The sequence below is a fragment of the Providencia sp. PROV252 genome (genome assembly GCF_033676005.1).
Classification (GTDB): Bacteria; Pseudomonadota; Gammaproteobacteria; order Enterobacterales; family Enterobacteriaceae; genus Providencia; species Providencia vermicola.
The window spans coordinates 1,076,682-1,093,977 of sequence record NZ_CP096294.1 but is presented as its reverse complement, the minus strand read 5'-3'; the positions used below and the strand labels follow the sequence as shown (position 1 = coordinate 1,093,977).

Sequence of the window (17,296 nt, the reverse complement as noted above, 5' to 3'; positions counted from 1 at the left end):
TGTTGGCTGATAAGGAGGCCAGGTGCGTTATCTAATAACTTTATTTTTGAGTCTTGCGGTACTCGTTACCGCAGGTTGCGGTTTTCGTTTACAAGGAACAACGCAAATTCCTGAAGAATTGAAAACATTGCAGCTGAGTTCAAACGATCCATACGGCTACCTGACACGTGCCCTTCGGGAACAATTGCGACTCAATAACGTGACGATCCTCGAAACAGGCAACGCGAGCGTCCCTATTTTGAAAATCACAAGTTCCAGTGAAAACACTGAAACGGTATCGATTTATCAAGATGGTAAAGCTGCTGAGAAACAATTAACGTTCACGATGAATGCGCAGGTTTTAATGCCAGATGGTGCAATATACCCGCTGCAAAGCCGTGTAGAACGTACTTTCTTTGACAACCCATTAGAAGCACTTGCAAAAGATGCGGAAAAAGAGATTGTTAAGCAAGAAATGCAAGAGCAGGCGGCACGCAATATCGTCCGCAAGTTACTGTTGGTTCACTCAGCTGAACTTGAAAAAGCGAAAGCTCAAGCCGCTGAAGCTAACACGCAACCATAATGACGCGTATTTACCCTGAACAGTTGGCCTCTTCGTTACAAGAGTCTCTAAGAGGCCGCTATTTAATTTGGGGCAATGAGCCCCTTCTTCTTCAAGAAAGTCAGGATGCGATTCGTAAAGCCGCTATTGAGCAAGGGTTCGAAGAGCATTTTACTTTTGCCCTTGAGCAAAACACGGATTGGGATGAAATTTTTAGCTTGTGCCAAGCACTGAGCTTATTCGCCAGCCGTCAAACACTCACTTTACTGCTCCCCGAAAATGGCCCAAATGCGGCAATGGCGGAAAAATTAAACCAGCTTTCTCAATTATTGCACGCCGATTTACTGTTGGTGCTGCGTGGGCACAAGTTAACCAAAGCCCAAGAAAACAGTGCTTGGTTTAAAGCTATTAGCCAAGATGCGATTTATGTCAGCTGTTTAACGCCTGAATACCAACGCTTGCCTCAATGGGTGTCTAAGCGCGCATACAATATGCGGTTATCCCTCGAAGCTGAAGCAAACCAATTGCTTTGCTATTGTTATGAAGGGAATCTATTGGGGTTAGCTCAAGCTCTTGAGCGACTTTCATTACTCTACCCCGATGGCAAATTGACCTACCCACGAGTTGAAAGCGCGGTGAATGATTCCGCACATTTCACCCCTTTTCATTGGGTTGATGCCCTATTAGCGGGGAAATCTCGCCGCTCATGGCATATTCTTGAGCAACTTCAACATGAAGATGTTGAACCTGTTATTTTATTGCGCTCAATCCAACGAGAATTAATGCTGTTGATCACCTTAAAACGCCAATCAGCGACTACACCTTTAAAAACCTTATTTGACCAACACAAGGTCTGGCAGAACCGCCGTGGCGTGATGACTGAAGCTTTGCAGCGTTTAAGTTTGCATCAATTACAATCTGCACTCATGTTATTAACTCAAGCAGAGGTTCACATTAAACAAGACTTTAGCCATTCTGCATGGCCCGATCTTCAATCCCTGTCTATGTTGCTGTGTGGCAAATCATTTGCAGAGAATTTTATTCATGGTTAATCAGTTTGCTTTTCCAAAAAAAAATACGGGTCTGCAAGCCTTATTTGGCGGAACATTCGACCCCATCCATTATGGTCATTTGCGCCCTGTTCAAGCACTCGCAAAGCAAGTTGGGTTACAAAAGGTTCTTTTGCTACCAAACCACGTTCCGCCTCATCGCCCGCAGCCTGAAGCAAGCCCATCCCAACGATTAGAAATGGTAAAATTAGCCATTCAAGGTAATCCGTTATTTACAATTGATACACGGGAACTCGAAAAAAATTCGCCATCTTATACCATTGAAACATTGACAGAATTACGCCAAGAAAAGGGCTCGACGCAACCTTTAGCGTTTATTATTGGGCAAGACTCATTACTTTCCATTAATACCTGGCACGGGTGGGATAAAATATTAGATAACTGCCATTTACTGGTTTGCTCACGTCCAGGGTATGCAACACAATTTACTGACCCGAAAATGCAAGCATGGCTTTCACAACATAAAACAGCCCAGCCCGAAAAATTGCGCAGTACACCCCACGGTTATATTTTTTTAGGGGATACACCGCTTATTAATATTTCCGCTACAGAGATACGCCAAAAATTAATTGCAGGTGATAGCTGCCGTGATTTAATTCCTGAAGCTGTTTTACAGTATATTCACCAGCAAGGTCTTTACCAAAGATAAGGCCTTTCTCTTAATACATTACAGTTAGGGTAAGGCGCAAAGAAATATTGCCCCTTGAGGTAGTCATCGGGATATTGCTGTAGTAATTGCTGCATCATCATTAATGGCCGATTAATGGGCAAATAACCTTCTCGATAATCATTAATTAACAACAACAATCGTTTTTTCTCGTCTTGAGTTGCTTTATGTTTAAAATAGCCTTGCATATGGCTAAGTGCATTTACTTGAATATTTTTAGGCGCTACGGTTGCAAATATTTCCATCAAGCTCGCTTTATATTGATTAAAAAATAACGTCAAATTACTACCTTTGCGAATAGTCGCCACTAGACGGCCTGTTAATTGATACCCCACAGGGGAGTACGCCATAATCAAATATTTATGACGACTATGAAATTGAATTATTTCATGATGAGTTAACCGCTGTTGCAAATATTCAAGCCGTTGCAAGGTATATAATTGCGTTAAAAAAGCATCCCAGTGGGGTATATCTTGCAATTTATCTCCCGTTAAAATAGGTATATTCGCAGGAAATAACCCGATTAATTCGGATAGATTCGATAATGAGCAGACCACTCCCAACGCCCCCGCTGTACAAGAAACACTCGATAGATTGGTTATGGATTCCACAATAGGAGCGATGTCATCCTGTATTTCTATCGGGAGGTGATTAATCCCTTCAAACATAAACACTTGAGGCTTAATTATTTGCACTCTGTTCATCCCATTCTAAAATATTTGTTAGGGTAAAAATTTCTTTTGTTATTTTGTAAAGTTAACACAAACTTCTTGCCCAAATGAGCAGATATCCCTATAAATTTCACTTCAAAATGAATAAAAAAGAATTTAGCCGATTTTTCTTAAAATCTAGGGTAAAATGACTCTGCTGAAAATGAGTCTAATTCGTTTATTGGCAGCAAACTATTTGTCTATAAACTACAAACAGTATTTAACATCATATTCTGTTTGTTTGAATAAAAGGTGAACCTTTTGCAAGGAACTGAACTCCAAAAATTTATTATCGAAAGTCTCGATGATGCGAAAGCCGAAGATATCATCACTATCGATGTTCAAGGGAAATCAAGTATTACCGATCAGATGATCATCTGTACAGGAACCTCAAGCCGCCATTTGATGTCCGTCGCTGACAGGTTGATTGACGCTTGCCGTAAAAACGGGTTAATGCCGTTAGGTGTTGAAGGGCAAGGAATTTCTGATTGGATTGTTGTTGATCTTGGCGATGCCATCGTTCACATCATGCAAGATGAAAGTCGCCGTATGTATGAATTAGAAAAACTCTGGAGCTGAGGTTGAAATTACAGCTCATTGCCGTTGGAACAAAAATGCCGGACTGGGTTCAGACCGGCTTTATGGATTATCTCCACCGATTTCCTAAAGATATGCCGTTTGAACTAACGGAAATTCCGGCAGGAAAACGCGGAAAAAATGCCGATATCAAGCGTATTTTGGAAAAAGAAGGCGAGTTAATGCTTGCCGCAGTAGGGAAAGGTAATCGCATTGTCACACTGGATATTCCAGGTGACCGCTGGGATACCCCAAAACTCGCTGTCCAACTTGATAAATGGAAACAAGATGGTCGAAATGTCAGCTTGTTGATTGGTGGTCCCGAAGGCCTTGCCCCTGCTTGCAAAGAAGCAGCGGAGCAAAGTTGGTCATTGTCACCACTTACGCTACCACACCCTTTAGTTCGAGTCCTTGTTGCCGAAAGTCTTTATCGGGCATGGAGTATTACGACTAATCACCCTTACCACAGGGAATAGTCAGGTTTTAATATGTTCAAAATGGCAATGGGATGAAAACACAACGCACCCCTTTTCGCGACCATACCGCTGAATCTGTCTTATTTATTCGCCGAGCGCTTATTGCCTTCGGCGTGATTGTTATTTTGACTGCCATTCTTGTCACTAATTTGTATCATCTGCAAATTGTTCGTCATGAAGATTATCAAACTCGTTCAAATGATAACCGAATCAAATTAGTCCCTATTGCGCCAAGCCGCGGAATTATTTATGACCGACGAGGAACACAACTTGCGCTTAACAGCACATTCTATCAACTAGAAATCATTCCTGAAAAAGTCGATGATTTAAAAGAAACACTTGAAAAATTACGCAATGTTGTCGATTTAACCGATGAAGATATCACTAACTTTGAAAAAGAGCGTAAACGTTCACGCCGTTTTACCTCTATTGCACTGAAAACTCAACTTAATGAAGTACAAGTAGCGCGCTTTGCAGTTAATCAATACCGCTTTCCTGGTTTAGAGGTCAAAAGCTACCAGCGCCGTTCTTACCCTTATGGATCCGCATTAACTCACGTGATTGGCTACGTCGCAAAAATTAACGATAAAGACGTAGAACGCTTGGATAAAGAAGGCGTATTGCCAAACTATGCTGCGAGCCACGATATTGGAAAATTAGGCATTGAACGCTTTTACGAAGATATCTTGCACGGTAAAACAGGCTATGAAGAAGTCGAGGTCAATAGCCGCGGTCGCGTGATCCGCCAGTTACATGAGCAACCGCCTCAAGCAGGGCGTGATATCTATCTCACTATCGACCTAGAACTACAAACTTATATCGAAAAACTGTTAACCACCAGCCGCGCCGCTGTCGTCGTAACCGATCCTCGCAATGGAGAAATACTGGCTTTGGTATCAAACCCGAGTTATGACTCAAACTTGTTTGTTAATGGTATCTCGAACAAAGATTATCAGGCGTTGCTAAATAACCCAGATAGACCGCTTATTAACCGCACTACTCAGGGGCTCTATCCTCCTGCATCAACGGTAAAACCATTTATTTCGGTTGCTGCCCTAAGCGAAAAAGTGATCACACCGAATACCACCATTTTTGACCCTGGCTGGTGGCAACTTCCTGGCTCAGAAAAACGTTACCGTGACTGGAAACGTTGGGGGCACGGTAAATTAAATGTTGTTAAATCGATTGTTGAATCAGCGGATACTTTCTTCTATCAAGTCGCTTATGATATGGGGATAGACCGTCTTTCTGCGTGGATGACGCGTTTTGGTTTCGGAGAATACACAGGCATTGACCTTGCGGAAGAACGTTCAGGTATCATGCCAACCCGAGAATGGAAACAAAAGCGTTATAAAAAACCCTGGTATCAAGGAGATACAATTCCTGTTGGAATAGGACAAGGCTACTGGACAGCAACACCAATCCAAATGTCTAAAGCATTGATGACGTTAATCAATGATGGCCAAGTCAAAACCCCTCACCTGCTGTATGGCACGAAACTGGGTAACGCAATGGTGCCTTATGAAGATAAGGAAACCAAGCAAATTGGTGACATTCATTCGGGATATTGGGAACTGGCTAAACACGGTATGTATGGTGTCGCAAATGCGCCGAACGGTACGGGTCGTCGCAGCTTTATTGGCACCCCCTATAAAGTGGCTGCCAAATCAGGAACTGCACAGGTTTTCAGCTATGAAACCTATAATGCAAGTAAGCTGGCAGAACATTTACGTGACCACAAATTAATGATTGCTTATGCACCTTATGATAAGCCAACAATTGCTGTCGCGATTATTTTAGAAAACGGCGGTGCAGGTCCAGCAGTTGGTGATATTGTTCGCCAAATATTTGACCATGTCCTGCTTGGCGATAACCGAACTGAAGTTGTCTCATCAGCAGCAGGTGTGGGGGAAGATCGCTAATGCGTGTTTTAAGAACCTTTTTTATGAGCAATAAAGATTATGACTGACGATAAGAGAAAAAATTCATTATCAACGCGTCTGCACATAGATGTACCTATGTTATTGATCATTATTGCATTACTTGCTTACAGCGCGTTTATCATGTGGAGCGCTAGTGGGCAAGACCCTGAAATGATGGAAAGAAAACTTGGGCAAATTGCCACAGGTTTTATTGTCATGATTGTGATGGCACAAATTCCTCCTCGGATGTATGAAAATTGGGCGCCGCACTTATTTATTTTTTGCGTGATTTTACTGATTTTTGTAGATGTGTTCGGGCAAATAAGTAAAGGGGCTCAACGTTGGTTAGATTTAGGCTTTGTACGTTTTCAGCCATCTGAAATCGCTAAAATAGCCGTTCCTCTGATGGTAGCGCGCTTTATGAACCGCGATTCGTGCCCGCCTTCATTTAAAAATACACTGATTGCCTTAATACTGATTTTTGTTCCAACACTACTCGTTGCCGCACAGCCTGACCTTGGAACCTCTATTTTAGTCGCGGCTTCAGGGCTGTTTGTTCTCTTTCTTGCGGGGATGAGCTGGCGGCTTATCGCCGTTGCAGCCATCGCACTTGCCGCCTTTATCCCGCTGTTATGGTTCTTCTTGATGCATGATTATCAAAGAGCTCGCGTGATGATGCTACTCGATCCTGAAACAGACCCGTTAGGTGCTGGCTACCATATCATTCAATCTAAAATCGCCATTGGCTCTGGTGGGCTCATGGGCAAAGGTTGGTTACATGGTACGCAATCTCAACTGGAGTTCTTACCAGAAAGGCATACCGACTTTATTTTTGCTGTACTGGCAGAAGAACTGGGTTTGGTTGGTGTTCTTATTCTTTTAGGTCTCTATATACTGCTAATCATTCGTGGGCTGTATATCGCCGCGAGTGCACAGAATACGTTTGGCCGAGTGATGGTTGGCGGTTTGATCTTAATCCTTTTTGTTTATGTATTTGTTAATATCGGCATGGTAAGTGGTATATTACCCGTTGTTGGCGTCCCCCTCCCCTTGGTGAGTTATGGGGGGTCTGCCTTAATTGTATTAATGGCTGGGTTCGGTATTATCATGTCGATACATACACACCGAAAATTTCTATCCAAAAGTTTATAAAATGAGGCTTAGTATGCGTTTACAATGGATAATGCTTGGCATCACTGCCGCGCTACTCAGTGGCTGTGTGACAGAAGACGTTAAGCAGGCACCACAAGTGCCGACAAATGTGCCAACACAAGATGTATTAGGTGCAGAGCCTCATTATGAGCCATATCATCCGACGGCAAATAACGACTATTCCCGTAATGGGCAACAATATCAAATTGTTCGCGATCCAGCTCAGTTTTCACAAGTCGGTTATGCATCAATTTACGGTGCTGAATCGACTGGCAATATGACCGCAATTGGTGAGCGCGTAAACCCCGTTGAATTAACGGCTGCACATCCTACGTTACCAATCCCAAGCTATGTTCGCATTACCAATATGATGAATGGCCGTATGATGGTCGTTCGTGTTAATGACCGTGGCCCTTACATCCCAGGTAAAAGTATTGCAGTTTCCCGCGCAACGGCAGATCGCTTAAATTTAATGCCGACAACAAAAATCAAAATTGATGCAATTTCAGTTGCACAAGATGGCAGTTTATCTGGTGCAGGTACCGTTGGCTCCAACTTTGTCAAACAAAGCTATGCCCTGCCAGGACGTCCACAATTAGGTTCAGGCCCAATGGGCACACCTGTAATGGAAAATTTACCAACGCCAGAAAATGCACTGCCAGTTCAACAACCTAAAGAACCAATGCAGCCCACTATGCCTGACATGAGCTTGCAAACACCAACGCCTACACCTGCGCCTCAAGCTGCGAGTGAAGAAGCGGTACCTGAACGCGGCTTTTTAGTTCAAGCAGGGGCAATTAGTAGCCAAACCAATGCACAATCGATGCTAAATGAGTTAAAAAACCAGTTTAATGTGCCTGGTCGTCTCCAGCCTTACAATGGAATTTACCGCGTACAATTAGGGCCATTTAGTACAAGACAACAAGCTGTCGAGGTTCAAGGGCGTTTGCAGTCCGAACGCAACCAAGCTTCGATGGTTATCGCACCTTAAGGCTTCAAATATGTGAAGAGGAAAGAGATAACACCACTTCACATATGAAAAAGATAAAATGCAATAAAATGATTGGCGCAATGTAAAAGGGGCTTTTTTGTTCACTCACTCTTTTGCTACACTGCGCCTCCTTGTGTTAACCGAATTTCGGATGTAATGGTACAACCATGAATAATGTCGCTCCATCACGCATTGTGCGTCACACTGTGCTGGGTTCTGCACTGCTGCTTTTGACTGCCAATATTGCAACTGCTAATGAAACTTTTCCAAATACCTCAATTCCTGCGGCACCGCCAATTGATGCAGAAGCTTATATTCTGATTGATTATAATTCAGGAAAAGTCCTCGCTGAAAGTAATGCAGATCAGCGCCGTGATCCTGCTAGTTTAACCAAAATGATGACGAGCTACGTGATTGGTCAAGCGATTAAATCAGGTAAAATTGGTGCGAATGACATGGTCACGGTAGGTGAAGATGCATGGGCAACAGGAAATCCTGTGTTTAAAGGCTCCTCATTGATGTTTTTAAAACCAGGCGATCGCGTCAGTGTTTCTCAGTTAACGCGCGGTATTAACCTGCAATCAGGTAACGATGCCTGTGTCGCGATGGCGGATCATATCGCGGGTGATCAAACCAATTTCGTTCAGCTAATGAATGGCTATGTGAATAAACTGGGCTTGAAAAATACCCATTTCCAAACGGTTCATGGTTTGGATGCCGATGGGCAGTATAGTTCAGCACGAGACATGGCACTGATTGGCCAAGCACTCGTACGTGATGTCCCTGAAGAATATGCTATCTACAAAGAAAAAGAGTTTACCTTTAACAATATCCGCCAAACAAACCGTAATGGCCTGTTATGGGATAAGAGCCTCGCAGTTGATGGGATCAAAACGGGTCACACTAATGCCGCAGGGTACAACCTAGTTGCCTCTGCAACTGAAGGTGACATGCGTTTAATTTCTGTCGTTATGGGCGGCAAAAGTAGCAAAGGCCGTGATGCAGAAAGTAAAAAATTATTAACTTATGGCTTCCGTTTCTATGAAACAGTAAAACCACTGCAAGCAGGGGTCGATTTTGCCAGTGCCCCCGTCTGGTTTGGTGATGAAAACGAGGTCAAACTCGGTGTTGTCGAAGATCTCTACCTGACTATACCGCGTGGTCGTTTAAAAGACTTGAAAGCCAGCTATGAACTATCCACTACAGAGCTGCAGGCCCCATTAACAAAGGGCCAGCAGGTGGGGACAATTAGCTTCCAACTAGATGGCAAAACTATCGAGCAGCACCCATTAGCGGTGCTGAAAGATGTTGAAGAAGGTGGTTTTTTCAGTCGCCTAATCGACTATATTAAACTGTTATTCCATCGCTGGTTCGGCTAGCCCTTGAAACGAAAATAAGTCATCCCCATATAGTAAGTATCAATATGTTTGTTGGATGAAGACAACTCATTGGCTGGTTTGATACCAGCCAATCTTTTTCAACCAGCGACACAATTTAAAAAAAATTAGGAGTGCCCATGAAAACGAAATTAGGTGAACTGCTTGAGTTCCCATGTCCATTAACTTACAAAGTAATGGGCTTGGCACAGCCTGAACTGGTTGATCAAGTGATTGAAGTGGTTCAACGCCACGCACCAGGTGATTATGCCCCTGATGTCAAACCAAGCAGCAAAGGTAATTATCACTCAGTGTCGATTACCATTAATGCCACCCATATTGAACAAGTTGAAACCTTGTATAGTGAATTAGGTGCATTAGAATTAGTGAAAGTTGTTCTTTAATGAACGCTTAACTGACAAGCCGAATAGCATCACTGCTGTTCGGCTTTTTTGTTTTATGGGTTAGATAAATAACAAATTAATAACAAAGCAAACTGGAGATATGCTTTTTGCGGAGTTATACTGCCTTCATTTGAACCGTTGGACACAAAATTTTGTCAGACAGAAGCATCATCATTCGCCAACTTGGCCATGCACCTTATCAAACGGTTTCTGATGCCATGCACCAATTTACTGAGTGTCGCACCGCAAAAACCCTTGATGAAATTTGGCTTGTTGAGCACCCGCGTGTTTTCACTCAGGGGCAAGCAGGGAAAGCTGAACATGTTTTAGCTCCTGGAGATATCCCTGTCATTCAAAGCGATAGAGGCGGCCAAGTCACCTATCATGGCCCTGGTCAGCAAGTCATGTATGTTATGCTTGATTTAAAGCGCAATAAAATTGGCGTACGTGAACTCGTCACTGCGCTGGAAAACACGGTGGTAAACACTCTAGCCCATTTTAATATTGAAGCTTACCCTCGCCCTGATGCTCCTGGTGTTTATGTTAATGGGGAAAAAATTTGCTCTCTTGGGTTACGCATTCGCCAAGGTTGCTCATTCCACGGGTTAGCATTAAATATTGATATGGATCTTGAGCCGTTTAACCGTATAAACCCGTGTGGTTACAGTGAGTTGAAAATGACTCAAGTCTGTGACCTCGCCCCCAAAGTGTCATTATCTGATGTTCAGCCTGTGCTAATTAGCCAATTCTGTGACACACTGGGATTTCATATTGTTCAATAATAATGCTATAATTTTTTAACATTTTTAAAAAATTTTTTAATGGGTGAGTTACGGCGCTCCCTGTATTTTGTTTAGAATTAGAACTTATCCATCAGCATAAAAGATAACTGGAACCGTCATATTATGAGTAAACCAATTCAGATAGAACGCGGAATTAAATATCGTGACGCCGACAAAATGGCGCTGATCCCTGTCAAAAATGTGGTGACTGAACGCGAAGAAATTCTACGCAAACCTGACTGGATGAAAATTCGGCTTCCCGCTGACTCAACACGTATACAAGGTATCAAAGCAGCGATGCGCAAAAATGGCCTTCACTCCGTATGTGAAGAAGCCTCCTGCCCAAATCTATCTGAATGCTTTAATCATGGTACAGCTACCTTTATGATCTTAGGGGCTATTTGTACCAGACGCTGTCCATTCTGTGATGTTGCCCACGGCCGTCCTAACGCACCCGATGCAAATGAGCCTGAAAAATTAGCGCAAACGATCAAAGACATGGCATTACGTTATGTGGTGATCACCTCTGTTGACCGCGACGATCTGCGTGATGGTGGCGCACAACATTTTGCGGATTGTATCAGTGCTATTCGCGAGAAAAGCCCATCGATTAAAATCGAAACCCTAGTCCCCGATTTCCGTGGCCGTATGGATCGCGCATTAGAAATCTTAACGGCAACACCACCTGATGTGTTTAACCACAACCTTGAAAACGTGCCACGAGTTTATCGCCAAGTTCGCCCGGGTGCAAATTATGAATGGTCACTGAAATTACTCGAAAAATTCAAAGAAGCTCATCCTGATATCCCAACCAAATCAGGTTTGATGGTTGGCCTTGGTGAGACTAATGCTGAAATCATTGAGGTTATGCGGGATTTACGTCGCCATGGCGTAACCATGCTGACCCTTGGGCAATACTTGCAGCCGAGCCGTCACCATTTACCTGTAAAACGCTACGTAAGCCCTGCTGAGTTCGATGAGATGAAAGAAGAAGCGATGGCAATGGGCTTTACCCATGCAGCTTGTGGGCCTTTTGTACGCTCATCTTACCATGCTGACTTGCAAGCTAAAGGCGAAGAAGTGAAATAAGTACTCAATTTATTCATTTAGTCACCTAAAGACCTGATTTGGGAAACCGAGTCAGGTTTTTTATTGCCAATCATTCCTCAGTTTTTTCCATAAAAAAACTCGCTCCAGTTAACTAGAGCGAGTTTACAGCTGTTCGTTTCTGATTGTTAATTGTTTAAATTACAGAGAGACAACGTTAACAGCAGATGGGCCTTTAGCACCTTCAGTGATTTCAAATTCAACTTTCTGGCCTTCCGCTAGGGTTTTGAAACCGTCGCTAGCAATCGCAGAAAAGTGAACAAAAACATCTTTGCTGCCATCTTCTGGAGTGATAAAACCAAAACCTTTAGATTCGTTGAACCACTTAACGTTACCTTTAACTTTAGACATCAAATTATTACCTTTAAAATAAAATAGACACACCATCTGTATCAAGCTCAGTACATCAGATCTCTGAGTTACTTGTCTACAACCTAGATCACGAAAACCAACTAAAATGATAAAAATATATTATTTATTGGTTATTTCCGCTCTACTTTCGCCAATTATTCTTATCAATAGCAATTAATCCAACTAATAGTATCACCTATAGCGAATTATTTAGATTTTACTTCTCATGTAATAGCAGCCAATCTTTAATATCTAATCCCCCCGTGTATCCCACTAACTTACCATCATGGCCTAGCACACGGTGACAGGGCACGATTAATGAAATGGGATTACGTGAATTTGCCATTCCCACCGCACGGCAATAATTGGCAGAGCCTAACTTCAACGCTAAATCCTTATAACTCCAACGCTCCCCATAAGGGATCCCACATAGATGCTTCCATACTTTCTTTTGGAACTCTGTGCCATGGGGGTTTAACGCCACCGTAAACGTTTTTCTTTTGTGGTTAAAATATTCTTTTAATTCTTTAGCACACAGTTTGGAGTGCTCGTTTTTACTCTCTTTTTCTGTTTTTTCATCAACAAAATAGAGGCTCGTGATCCCTTCGTCATCCGCCGTAATATGGACCCACGGCTTAGGAAATTTATCTGGTGTCGCTAAATATTGATGGTACATAGTATCTCCTTAAAAGGATTCATTTACCTGATTGTATATACAGTTATAGAGTAAATTATTTCTACATTGCAATGCTATTTTTTCTTAGTGTGGCAAACGGAATCATCAAATACCCCATTTTTTTTATTTTCAATATAAATAACAACCTAGCAGATAATTAGAATAATTATCATTCAATATTCACTATTCACTATATATTGTGTGGTTGATAAATTTTCAATCTATATATAGTCTTTGAGTATCACATGCCAAGATGCTCTTAGAAATTTAAAAGGTGAATATGATGAATAAGATTACCATTTATAGTAAGCCCAACTGCGTTCAATGTAATGCCACCTATCAAGCCTTAGACCGCAAGCAAATCGCTTATCAGATAATTGACTTAACAAAAGATACCCAAGCGCTTGAATTAGTTAGAAAGTTAGGTTACCAACAGGTACCAGTTGTTGTTGCGGGTGACAAACATTGGGCTGGTTTTCGTCCCGATATGATAAGCCTTCTTGCCGCATAGGAAATCCCATGAAAACGGAATCACTCATCTATTTTTCAAGCCGCTCAGGCAATTGCCATCGGTTTGTTGAAAAATTGGGCTTGCCTGCAACGCGCCTCCCAATCGGGCCACAAGAAATGAGCCCTATTGCCACAAAACCTTATGTTCTACTGCTTCCAACCTACGGTGGCGGTGGCACAAAAGGCGCGGTGCCAAAAGAAGTGATTCAGTTTTTAAATATCGAGGAAAACCGTTTATTCCTTCGTGGTGTGATTGCTGCGGGGAATACTAACTTTGGCGATGCTTACGCAATTGCGGGGGATATCGTCGCACAAAAATGCCGTGTGCCTTACCTCTATCGCTTTGAACTCTTAGGTACTGCAAAAGATGTTCAGTCGGTTAAAGATGGCCTACAAACGTTCTGGCAACATGCCCACAACGAGAGCTTTTCATAATGGATACAATACAAAATAATACTGAAGTTGATTACCATGCCCTGAATGCCATGCTGAATTTATATAACAGCGAAGGTCATATTCAGTTTGATAAAGATAAAGAAGCTGCACACCATTATTTCCGCCAGCATGTTAATCAAAACACTGTATTTTTCCATGATTTAAAAGAAAAACTAGATTTTCTTGTTCAAGAAAATTACTACGAAAACGATATATTGCAGCAATACCGTTTTGACTTTATTAAGTCACTGTTTCAGCAAGCCTATGCGCATAAATTTCGTTTCCAAACCTTTCTTGGCGCATTCAAATACTACACCAGCTATACGCTGAAAACTTTTGATGGAAAGCGCTATTTAGAACGCTATGAAGACCGTGTTTGCATGGTGGCATTAACTTTAGCACAAGGCTCAGAATCACTGGCTAAATTGTATGTCGATGAAATTATTACGGGCCGTTTCCAACCCGCTACGCCAACATTTCTCAATTGCGGGAAAAAACAGCGAGGCGAATTAATATCCTGTTTTCTATTGCGTATAGAAGACAATATGGAGTCTATCGGGCGTTCTGTCAATTCCGCACTCCAACTATCCAAACGGGGTGGCGGAGTTGCCTTTATGATGACCAACTTACGCGAACAAGGCGCCCCAATAAAATTGATTGAAAACCAATCTTCTGGTGTGGTTCCTGTGATGAAAATGTTGGAAGACGCCTTTTCCTACGCGAATCAATTGGGCGCTCGTCAAGGTGCAGGAGCCGTGTATTTACATGCGCATCACCCTGACATTATGCGTTTTCTCGACACAAAACGGGAAAATGCAGATGAAAAAATACGCATAAAAACCTTATCCCTTGGCGTGGTGATCCCAGACATTACTTTTCAGTTAGCCAAAAATAACGAAGATATGTACTTATTCTCACCTTACGATGTACAACGTGTTTATGGCGTTCCCATGTCTGAAATCAGCGTCTCTGAAAAATACGCTGAAATGGTGGATAACAAAGCTATAAAAAAATACAAAATTAATGCCCGGGAATTTTTCCAAACGTTAGCTGAAATTCAATTTGAATCGGGCTACCCGTATATTTTATTTGAAGATACCGCCAATAGAGCCAATCCTATTGCAGGGCGAATTAATATGAGCAACTTGTGCTCAGAAATTCTGCAAGTTAATCGCCCTAGCCTGTATGAAGAGGATTTAAGTTACCAAGAAATTGGTAAAGATATCAGCTGCAATTTAGGGTCTATGAATATTGCCAAAACCATGGATTCACCGAACTTTGCACGATCCATCGAAGCTGCTGTCAGAGCACTTAGTGCCGTGTCCGATATGAGCGATATTCGTTCTGTACCGTCTATTGCACAAGGAAACCGTCAATCCCACGCTATTGGCCTTGGGCAAATGAACTTACATGGCTATTTAGCCCGTGAACATATTCATTATGGTAGTGAAGAAGCACTTGATTTTACCAATATCTATTTTTATACAGTGACTTATTACGCCCTAAAAACATCAAACCAATTAGCGATTGAGCGCAAAACCGCCTTTGTTGGCTTTGAGCACTCCACTTATGGCTCAGGTGACTATTTTGATAAATATATCAACGATATTTGGTTACCAAAGACACAAACCGTGCAGGAATTATTCCGACGTTCGGGTATCGAAATTCCCACACGAGAAGACTGGCAAGCCTTAAGACAATCAGTGATCACCTATGGTATTTACAACCAAAACTTGCAAGCCATCCCCCCCACAGGGTCTATTTCCTATATCAATAATTCCACATCTAGCATTCATCCAATTGTTTCTCGTATAGAGATCCGTAAGGAAGGGAAGATTGGTCGAGTCTATTATCCGGCCCCATTTATGGATAACGAGAATCTTGAGTATTACCAAGATGCCTATCAAATCGGCCCTGAAAAAATTATTGATACCTATGCGATGGCCACCCAACACGTTGACCAGGGCTTATCGTTAACGCTATTTTTCAAAGATGATGCCACAACGCGAGATATTAACCGAGCACAAATCTACGCATGGAAAAAAGGCATAAAAACTTTGTATTACATACGATTACGTCAAACCGCTTTGGAAGGTACTGAAGTTGACGGCTGCGTATCTTGCACTCTGTAATAGGAATCAGAATATGACCACCAATACATCCGCAGCCCCTGTGAAGGCAATCAACTGGAACCGCATTCAAGATGATAAAGACCTTGAGGTTTGGAACCGCCTCACTTCTAACTTCTGGTTACCCGAAAAAGTCCCGCTATCCAACGATATCCCGTCGTGGAATACCCTCACTGAAGCAGAAAAAAAGCTGACTATACGTGTCTTTACCGGTCTAACACTGCTTGACACCATTCAAAATACGGTTGGTGCGCCTTGTTTGATGCCTGACTCACAAACGCCCCACGAAGAAGCCGTTTTATCCAATATTAGCTTTATGGAAGCGGTACATGCGCGCTCTTACAGTTCTATTTTCTCCACCTTATGTTCCACCAGCGATGTCGATGAAGCTTTTCGTTGGAGTGAGGAGAATAATGCATTACAGAATAAAGCTAAAATCATTCTTTCTTATTATTGTGATTCACATCCATTAAAGAAAAAAGTGGCGAGTGTCTTTTTGGAATCTTTCTTATTCTATTCTGGGTTTTATTTACCTATGTATTGGTCAAGCCGTGGCAAACTCACAAATACTGCTGACTTAATTCGATTAATCATTCGAGATGAGGCGATTCATGGTTATTATATTGGCTATAAATTCCAAAAATCATTATTGAATTATGATGAAAAAACACAATCAGAAATAAAGAATTTTACTTTCTCATTATTATTCGATTTATATGAAAATGAAGTAAAATATACCCAAGAGTTATATGACCCCGTAGGCTGGACAGAAGATGTTAAAAAGTTCTTACACTATAATGCCAACAAGGCTTTAATGAATTTAGGTTATGAAGCCTTATTCCCAGATACAGTCACCGATGTGAGTGCGGCAATATTATCTGCATTATCCCCTGACGCGAATGAAAATCATGATTTCTTCTCAGGTTCAGGTTCTTCTTATATTATTGGCAAAGCTGTCAGCACAGAGGATGATGACTGGAACTTTTAATCAATTGATTAATTTATTTTACATTTAACTTAAAGCATCAATACCAAACATACCCTGATGAATAATAATAACTTTATTTTTTAGGGTATTTTTTAGACTAAAAAATACTCAAATCAGTTCGTTTTTTATAGGGATATCTGTTTGATTGCTCATTTTTAATGAATTAATCAGGCATTTTTTTCATTTCTCTATTTTAAAACCCAAAAATAAGTTAATAAAATTAATGATTATGGTGTTTTATCTTATTTATTTTCATTCGCTAATTATTACATTATTGTTGTCTAAAAATTATCATCATTAATTCACTAAATCTCATTTGATTATTTTTAATTCTGTCAAAATAAATACAGTCTCACCAGCAAGTTAACTATCTCTATTAATTTTCATATTATTGCTCATACTCGCTACTTTCTTTTGATTATTTGAATGATAT

19 protein-coding genes are annotated in these 17,296 nt (G+C 41.6%); 16 read left to right on the top strand and 3 right to left on the bottom strand.

The annotated features are described in order from the left end of the window. The first annotated feature begins 22 nt into the window (after nt 1-22). Genes lptE through nadD form a run of 3 tightly spaced genes read left to right on the top strand, consistent with a single transcriptional unit; the run spans nt 23 to nt 2,260 of the window. Complete coding sequence (gene lptE / locus M1F05_RS04770; protein ID WP_206085265.1) at nt 23-562, top strand: LPS assembly lipoprotein LptE; 540 nt, start codon at nt 23-25, stop codon at nt 560-562. Beyond that, nucleotides 562-1,593, top strand: coding sequence for a DNA polymerase III subunit delta (gene holA / locus M1F05_RS04765; protein WP_206085264.1), 1,032 nt, complete (start codon nt 562-564; stop codon nt 1,591-1,593). The genes lptE and holA overlap by 1 nt, the downstream gene beginning before the upstream one ends. Next, the gene (gene nadD / locus M1F05_RS04760; RefSeq protein ID WP_206085263.1) at nt 1,586-2,260 is read left to right on the top strand and encodes a nicotinate-nucleotide adenylyltransferase; all 675 of its coding nucleotides are present in this window, start codon (nt 1,586-1,588) and stop codon (nt 2,258-2,260) included. The genes holA and nadD overlap by 8 nt, the downstream gene beginning before the upstream one ends. Here nadD and M1F05_RS04755 read toward each other — a convergent pair. After that, nucleotides 2,248-2,973: a DUF1722 domain-containing protein gene (locus tag M1F05_RS04755; RefSeq protein WP_206085262.1), complete on the bottom strand. Its 726-nt coding sequence runs from the start codon at nt 2,971-2,973 to the stop codon at nt 2,248-2,250. The two genes, nadD and M1F05_RS04755, sit on opposite strands and share 13 nt — an antisense overlap. A 267-nt stretch (nt 2,974-3,240) precedes the next feature. Between M1F05_RS04755 and rsfS the strand changes: the two genes are divergently transcribed. From rsfS to lipA, 9 genes are all read left to right on the top strand, one after another. Further along, a complete protein-coding gene (gene rsfS, locus M1F05_RS04750; RefSeq protein WP_206085261.1) occupies nt 3,241-3,567 on the top strand; it encodes a ribosome silencing factor in 327 nt (108 codons plus the stop codon). 2 nt (nt 3,568-3,569) lie between these two features. Next, nucleotides 3,570-4,040, top strand: coding sequence for a 23S rRNA (pseudouridine(1915)-N(3))-methyltransferase RlmH (rlmH, locus tag M1F05_RS04745; protein ID WP_206085260.1), 471 nt, complete (start codon nt 3,570-3,572; stop codon nt 4,038-4,040). Nucleotides 4,041-4,072: 32 nt separating this feature from the next. Continuing rightward, complete coding sequence (gene mrdA, locus M1F05_RS04740) at nt 4,073-5,962, top strand: peptidoglycan DD-transpeptidase MrdA (protein WP_206085259.1); 1,890 nt, start codon at nt 4,073-4,075, stop codon at nt 5,960-5,962. A gap of 39 nt (nt 5,963-6,001) precedes the next feature. Next, nucleotides 6,002-7,114, top strand: a complete 1,113-nt coding sequence (gene mrdB / locus M1F05_RS04735) for a peptidoglycan glycosyltransferase MrdB (RefSeq protein ID WP_206085258.1) — start codon at nt 6,002-6,004, stop codon at nt 7,112-7,114. A 13-nt stretch (nt 7,115-7,127) separates the two neighbouring features. Beyond that, on the top strand, nt 7,128-8,105 hold the full coding sequence (gene rlpA / locus M1F05_RS04730) for an endolytic peptidoglycan transglycosylase RlpA (RefSeq protein WP_206085257.1): 978 nt from the start codon (nt 7,128-7,130) through the stop codon (nt 8,103-8,105). A 167-nt stretch (nt 8,106-8,272) separates the two neighbouring features. Then, nucleotides 8,273-9,484, top strand: coding sequence for a D-alanyl-D-alanine carboxypeptidase DacA (gene dacA, locus M1F05_RS04725; RefSeq protein WP_206085256.1), 1,212 nt, complete (start codon nt 8,273-8,275; stop codon nt 9,482-9,484). Nucleotides 9,485-9,621: 137 nt separating this feature from the next. Beyond that, complete coding sequence (gene ybeD / locus M1F05_RS04720) at nt 9,622-9,885, top strand: DUF493 family protein YbeD (protein ID WP_047756149.1); 264 nt, start codon at nt 9,622-9,624, stop codon at nt 9,883-9,885. A 218-nt stretch (nt 9,886-10,103) separates the two neighbouring features. Continuing rightward, nucleotides 10,104-10,667, top strand: a complete 564-nt coding sequence (gene lipB / locus M1F05_RS04715) for a lipoyl(octanoyl) transferase LipB (protein ID WP_241016873.1) — start codon at nt 10,104-10,106, stop codon at nt 10,665-10,667. 123 nt (nt 10,668-10,790) lie between these two features. Then, nucleotides 10,791-11,756: a lipoyl synthase gene (gene lipA / locus M1F05_RS04710; protein ID WP_206085254.1), complete on the top strand. Its 966-nt coding sequence runs from the start codon at nt 10,791-10,793 to the stop codon at nt 11,754-11,756. Between the two features lie 159 nt (nt 11,757-11,915). Here the strand turns inward: lipA and cspE are convergent, their stop codons facing one another. Both cspE and M1F05_RS04700 read right to left on the bottom strand, forming a co-directional pair. Then, a complete protein-coding gene (cspE, locus tag M1F05_RS04705; RefSeq protein WP_206085253.1) occupies nt 11,916-12,125 on the bottom strand; it encodes a transcription antiterminator/RNA stability regulator CspE in 210 nt (69 codons plus the stop codon). Between the two features lie 217 nt (nt 12,126-12,342). After that, complete coding sequence (locus M1F05_RS04700) at nt 12,343-12,801, bottom strand: methylated-DNA--[protein]-cysteine S-methyltransferase (protein ID WP_206085252.1); 459 nt, start codon at nt 12,799-12,801, stop codon at nt 12,343-12,345. Between the two features lie 283 nt (nt 12,802-13,084). Here M1F05_RS04700 and nrdH point away from each other — a divergent pair, with 283 nt between their 5' ends. Genes nrdH through nrdF form a run of 4 tightly spaced genes read left to right on the top strand, consistent with a single transcriptional unit; the run spans nt 13,085 to nt 16,863 of the window. After that, a complete protein-coding gene (gene nrdH, locus M1F05_RS04695) occupies nt 13,085-13,312 on the top strand; it encodes a glutaredoxin-like protein NrdH (RefSeq protein WP_206085251.1) in 228 nt (75 codons plus the stop codon). 8 nt (nt 13,313-13,320) lie between these two features. Beyond that, nucleotides 13,321-13,746 carry a class Ib ribonucleoside-diphosphate reductase assembly flavoprotein NrdI gene (gene nrdI, locus M1F05_RS04690; protein ID WP_206085250.1) on the top strand — a complete coding sequence of 142 codons (426 nt, stop codon included), beginning with the start codon at nt 13,321-13,323 and terminating at the stop codon, nt 13,744-13,746. Beyond that, nucleotides 13,746-15,878: a class 1b ribonucleoside-diphosphate reductase subunit alpha gene (gene nrdE, locus M1F05_RS04685; protein WP_206085249.1), complete on the top strand. Its 2,133-nt coding sequence runs from the start codon at nt 13,746-13,748 to the stop codon at nt 15,876-15,878. Before nrdI ends, nrdE begins: the two co-directional genes overlap by 1 nt. A 13-nt stretch (nt 15,879-15,891) precedes the next feature. Further along, nucleotides 15,892-16,863: a class 1b ribonucleoside-diphosphate reductase subunit beta gene (gene nrdF / locus M1F05_RS04680; RefSeq protein WP_206085248.1), complete on the top strand. Its 972-nt coding sequence runs from the start codon at nt 15,892-15,894 to the stop codon at nt 16,861-16,863. Nucleotides 16,864-17,296 lie beyond the last annotated feature (433 nt).

Bases quoted from the DNA above. Each gene is read 5' to 3' on its own strand.
- holA (WP_206085264.1), top strand. From the start codon at position 562: ATGACGCGTATTTACCCTGAACAGTTGGCCTCTTCGTTACAAGAGTCT.
- nadD (WP_206085263.1), top strand. From the start codon at position 1,586: ATGGTTAATCAGTTTGCTTTTCCAAAAAAAAATACGGGTCTGCAAGCC.
- mrdA (WP_206085259.1), top strand. From the start codon at position 4,073: ATGAAAACACAACGCACCCCTTTTCGCGACCATACCGCTGAATCTGTC.
- mrdB (WP_206085258.1), top strand. From the start codon at position 6,002: ATGACTGACGATAAGAGAAAAAATTCATTATCAACGCGTCTGCACATA.
- rlpA (WP_206085257.1), top strand. From the start codon at position 7,128: ATGCGTTTACAATGGATAATGCTTGGCATCACTGCCGCGCTACTCAGT.
- dacA (WP_206085256.1), top strand. From the start codon at position 8,273: ATGAATAATGTCGCTCCATCACGCATTGTGCGTCACACTGTGCTGGGT.
- ybeD (WP_047756149.1), top strand. From the start codon at position 9,622: ATGAAAACGAAATTAGGTGAACTGCTTGAGTTCCCATGTCCATTAACT.
- lipB (WP_241016873.1), top strand. From the start codon at position 10,104: ATGCACCAATTTACTGAGTGTCGCACCGCAAAAACCCTTGATGAAATT.
- lipA (WP_206085254.1), top strand. From the start codon at position 10,791: ATGAGTAAACCAATTCAGATAGAACGCGGAATTAAATATCGTGACGCC.
- cspE (WP_206085253.1), bottom strand. From the start codon at position 12,125: ATGTCTAAAGTTAAAGGTAACGTTAAGTGGTTCAACGAATCTAAAGGT.
- M1F05_RS04700 (WP_206085252.1), bottom strand. From the start codon at position 12,801: ATGTACCATCAATATTTAGCGACACCAGATAAATTTCCTAAGCCGTGG.
- nrdH (WP_206085251.1), top strand. From the start codon at position 13,085: ATGAATAAGATTACCATTTATAGTAAGCCCAACTGCGTTCAATGTAAT.
- nrdI (WP_206085250.1), top strand. From the start codon at position 13,321: ATGAAAACGGAATCACTCATCTATTTTTCAAGCCGCTCAGGCAATTGC.
- nrdE (WP_206085249.1), top strand. From the start codon at position 13,746: ATGGATACAATACAAAATAATACTGAAGTTGATTACCATGCCCTGAAT.
- nrdF (WP_206085248.1), top strand. From the start codon at position 15,892: ATGACCACCAATACATCCGCAGCCCCTGTGAAGGCAATCAACTGGAAC.